Below are 3,510 nucleotides of genomic sequence, written 5' to 3'. Positions count from 1 at the left end.
CCTCGCCTCTCGGGGGTCGTCCGGTGAGGGCTCGCGGCACCGCGGTCCGGGTTCCGCATCGCGTGAGTCAACCGCGTCCACCTCCCTTAAACCCTTAGATTTCGGCGCCGGCGGGGTCGCGGAATGTAGGTGATTCACGGAAAGGCCGGCGTTACGGTCGCGACGGCCGTGTGCTCCCCGCCCGAGGAAAGGTGCTTCCCCATGAGCCGACAACGGCGTCCGATCCTGTTCGTCAGCTCACCGGACAGCGGGCTGGTCAACTCCCTGCTGGTCCTCGCGGCGGAGCTGTCCCGGCGGGGCGTGCCCGACCTCTACTTCGCCACCTTCGACAACCGCCGCGCCGAGGTCGAGGCGATCGGCGCCGACGGCACCGGCACCCCGGTGCGGTTCCGCTCGCTCGGCGCGCCGATCCCCGAGCTGTCCTCCGGCTCGTGGGACGACGAGACCTACCACGCCGTGACCCAGAAGTCCCGCTGGAAAGCGCACAAGGCGCTGATGCGGCACACCTTCGACACCCGCTTCCGCGACCAGGCCTACCGCGCGCTCACCGAGGTCGTGCGCGAGGTCGAGCCGGCCGCGATGGTGGTCGACTCGCTGCTGCACGCCGGGTTCGAGCTGGCCGTGACCCTGCGGATCCCGCACGTGGTGAGCGTGCCGTTCTCGGTGAGCAACCACCTGACCAAGCTGCCCAAGGGGTTCCCCGTCCCGCACTCGGGGCTGCCGCTGGAGATGACGCCGAAGCAGCGCCGGGCCAACGCGCTGTTCGGGTTCCGCCGCAAGACGCTGTTCGTGGCCGACTCCTTGCTGCGCAAGAGGGTTGTCGAGTACGTCAAGTCCAACAAGGAGCTCGGCGTCTCCCGGCAAGCCGCGAAGTACACCGCGCGGATCGACGACGCGGCGCTCGTGCTCGTCTACTCGCTCGCCGAGCTGGAGTACCCGGTGGACATCCCGGCGAACTTCCGGATGCTCGGCGCGATCGTGCCGCCGCTGCCCGAGCTGCCGGACGAGCAGGACGTCAAAGGCTGGCTCGACCGGCACGAATCGGTCGTGTACATCGGTTTCGGCACGGTCGTGCGGCTGACCGGCGACGAGGTGAAGGGGCTCGTCGAGGTCGCACGGCGGCTCGAAGGCAAGCACGCCGTGCTCTGGCGGCTGCCGAAGGAGTCGTGGCACCTGCTGCCGCCGGCCGCGGAACTGCCGTCGAACCTGCGGGCCGAGCAGTGGCTGCCGTCGCAGCTCGACGTCCTCGCCCACCCGCACGTGCGCGCGCACTTCACCCACGGCGGCGGCAACGGGTACATCGAAAGCCTGTACTTCGGCAAGCCGCTGCTGCTGCGCCCGCTCTTCGTCGACGGCTACGACCAGGCGGTGCGCGCCCGCGACACCGGCGTCGGCCTGATCGTCGAGTCCTCGCACGGCATCAACGTCGACGACGTCACCGCGAAGCTGACCGAGGTGCTCGAGAACCCGTCCTTCACCACCCGCGCGCGGGAGATGGGCCGGCTGCAGCACGAGCCGGGACGGGGCCGCGACGGCGCCGTCGACGCGCTGCTCGCGCTGGTCGCCGATGAGGACGCCGCGGCCGAGCCGGCCCGGTCGGCCCGGTGATCGAGGCGGCGGGCCTGGCCCGCACCTTCGTCTCCGACGGCCGTGAGGTCGCCGCCGTCCGCGGGGTCGACCTGCGGGTCGACCCCGGCGAGATCGTGGCCTTCCTCGGCCCGAACGGCGCCGGCAAGACCACGACCATGCGGATGCTCACGACCCTGCTGCGCCCGACCGCCGGGCAGGCCCGGATCGCCGGCGCCGACCTGCGCACCGAGCAGGCGCGGGTGCGCCGGCACCTCGGGTACGTCGCCCAGGGCGGCGGCACGCTCGACGAGCGCAAGGTCCGTGAGGAGCTGATGCTGCAAGCCCGGCTGTACGGGCTGAACAAGGCCGATGCCACCGAGCGCGTCCGAGAGGTCTCGGGCCAGCTGGGCCTCGACGGCCTGGAGGAGCGGCTGACGGCGTCGCTCTCGGGTGGCCAGCGGCGGCGGCTGGACCTGGCGCTGGGCATGGTGCACCTGCCGGTGGTGCTGTTCCTCGACGAGCCGACCACCGGGCTGGACCCGCAGAGCCGCGCCCACCTGTGGACCCACATCCGGCGCTTGCGCGACGAGCAGGGCGTGACGGTGTTCCTCTCCACCCACTACCTCGACGAGGCGGACGCGCTGGCCGACCGCATCCAGGTCATCGACGACGGCGTGATCGTCGCCGAGGACACCCCCGAAGCGCTGAAGTCCCGCCTGCTCGGCGACGGCGTCGAGGTGACGGTGCCGCCCGAGCGCGCCGACCACGCGGAACTGCTGCTGGCCGGGCTGCCGGGTGTGCGCGGCCTGCGGCGCGAGGAAGAGACGCTGCGGTTCCAGGTCGCCCACAGCGAGGAGGTCCTGTCACCGCTGGTGCGGGCCCTCGACCAGCAGGACATCCCGCTGGTGGCGCTGCGCGTGCGACGTCCCACCCTCGACGACGTGTTCTTCGCCCTGACCGGCCGGGGCCTGCGCGAAGGAGCGGCCGATGCTGCGTGACGCGATCCTGGTCTACCGCAGCGAGCTCGCGGTGACCCTGCGGAACAAGCCGTACCTGGTGCTGGGCATGATCCAGCCGGTGCTGTACCTGGTGTTGTGCGGGCCGCTGCTGGCGGTGCTGGTGAGCAAGACGCCGGGCACGCCGGCCCAGACGTCCTGGGTCGACCTCACCCCGGCCCTGATCATCCAGATCGCGGCGACCAACGGCGTCTACTGCGGGTTCGTGCTCCTGGCGGGCATCCGCGCGGGCGCGGTCGACCGGCTGCGGGTGACCCCGGTGAGCCGCACCGCCCTGAGCCTCGGGCAGGCGCTGCCGTCGGTGACGCTGTCGCTGGTGCAGGGGGTGATCATCCTGCTGCTGGCGAGCCTGGTGTTCGGCGTCGCGCTGAGCGTGGTGGGGGTGGTCCTGGTCCTGCTGATCACGGCCCTGACGGCGTTGACGATCGCTTGCTGCGCGGACGCGATCGTGCTGAAGCTGCGGAAGGAGGACACGTTCACGTCGATCGTGAACATCGTGATCCTCCCGCTGACGCTGCTGTCGGGGATCCTGCTGCCGATCACGCCGGACCGCGCGCCGATGTGGTTGTACGTGCTGTCGCGGTTCAACCCGCTGGCGTACGTGGTGGACATCAGCCGGGCGAGCTTCCGCGAGACGTTGCCGCTGGTGCCCACGCTGCTGGGCGCGGCGGTGATCATCACCCTGGCGGCGCTGGCGGTGCGGTGGAACTCGCGCACCTTCCAGGCGGTCGCCGCCTGAGGTTTCTCCACGAAGCCGGGCCGGGGAGCGATCCCCGGCCCGGTTTTGTGTGTACGTCACGTGGGTGGCCTGCCGCGGTTGTCGTGGGGGGGGGGTGGGGGTGGGGCGCAAACGGCCACCCCCAAACAACCGGGCAAGGGGGGCGGGGGGGTGGGGGGACGGATCCAGCAGGCGGGGAAACGCTCC

Annotated in this window: 3 protein-coding genes; all 3 read left to right on the top strand. The window is 71.5% G+C overall.

The genetic code is table 11. The features are described 5' to 3' along the window. Positions 1–201 precede the first annotated feature (201 nt). The 3 genes from ACZ61C_RS31125 to ACZ61C_RS31115 are packed head-to-tail and all read left to right on the top strand — an operon-like array spanning position 202 to position 3,324. Positions 202–1,608, top strand: coding sequence for a glycosyltransferase (locus ACZ61C_RS31125; protein WP_465311406.1), 1,407 nt, complete (start codon positions 202–204; stop codon positions 1,606–1,608). After that, entirely contained in the window at positions 1,605–2,567 is a 963-nt protein-coding gene (locus tag ACZ61C_RS31120; protein ID WP_465311405.1) for an ABC transporter ATP-binding protein, read from the top strand. The genes ACZ61C_RS31125 and ACZ61C_RS31120 overlap by 4 nt, the downstream gene beginning before the upstream one ends. Beyond that, positions 2,557–3,324: an ABC transporter permease gene (locus ACZ61C_RS31115; RefSeq protein WP_465311404.1), complete on the top strand. Its 768-nt coding sequence runs from the start codon at positions 2,557–2,559 to the stop codon at positions 3,322–3,324. Before ACZ61C_RS31120 ends, ACZ61C_RS31115 begins: the two co-directional genes overlap by 11 nt. Positions 3,325–3,510: the final 186 nt, after the last annotated feature.

The organism is Amycolatopsis sp. NPDC104587 (assembly GCF_055583645.1).
This window is presented reverse-complemented; position numbering and strand designations above follow the sequence as displayed.

Excerpts from the sequence above, each read along its gene's own strand:
- ACZ61C_RS31125 (WP_465311406.1), top strand. The coding sequence starts at position 202 with ATGAGCCGACAACGGCGTCCGATCCTGTTCGTCAGCTCACCGGACAGC.
- ACZ61C_RS31115 (WP_465311404.1), top strand. The coding sequence starts at position 2,557 with ATGCTGCGTGACGCGATCCTGGTCTACCGCAGCGAGCTCGCGGTGACC.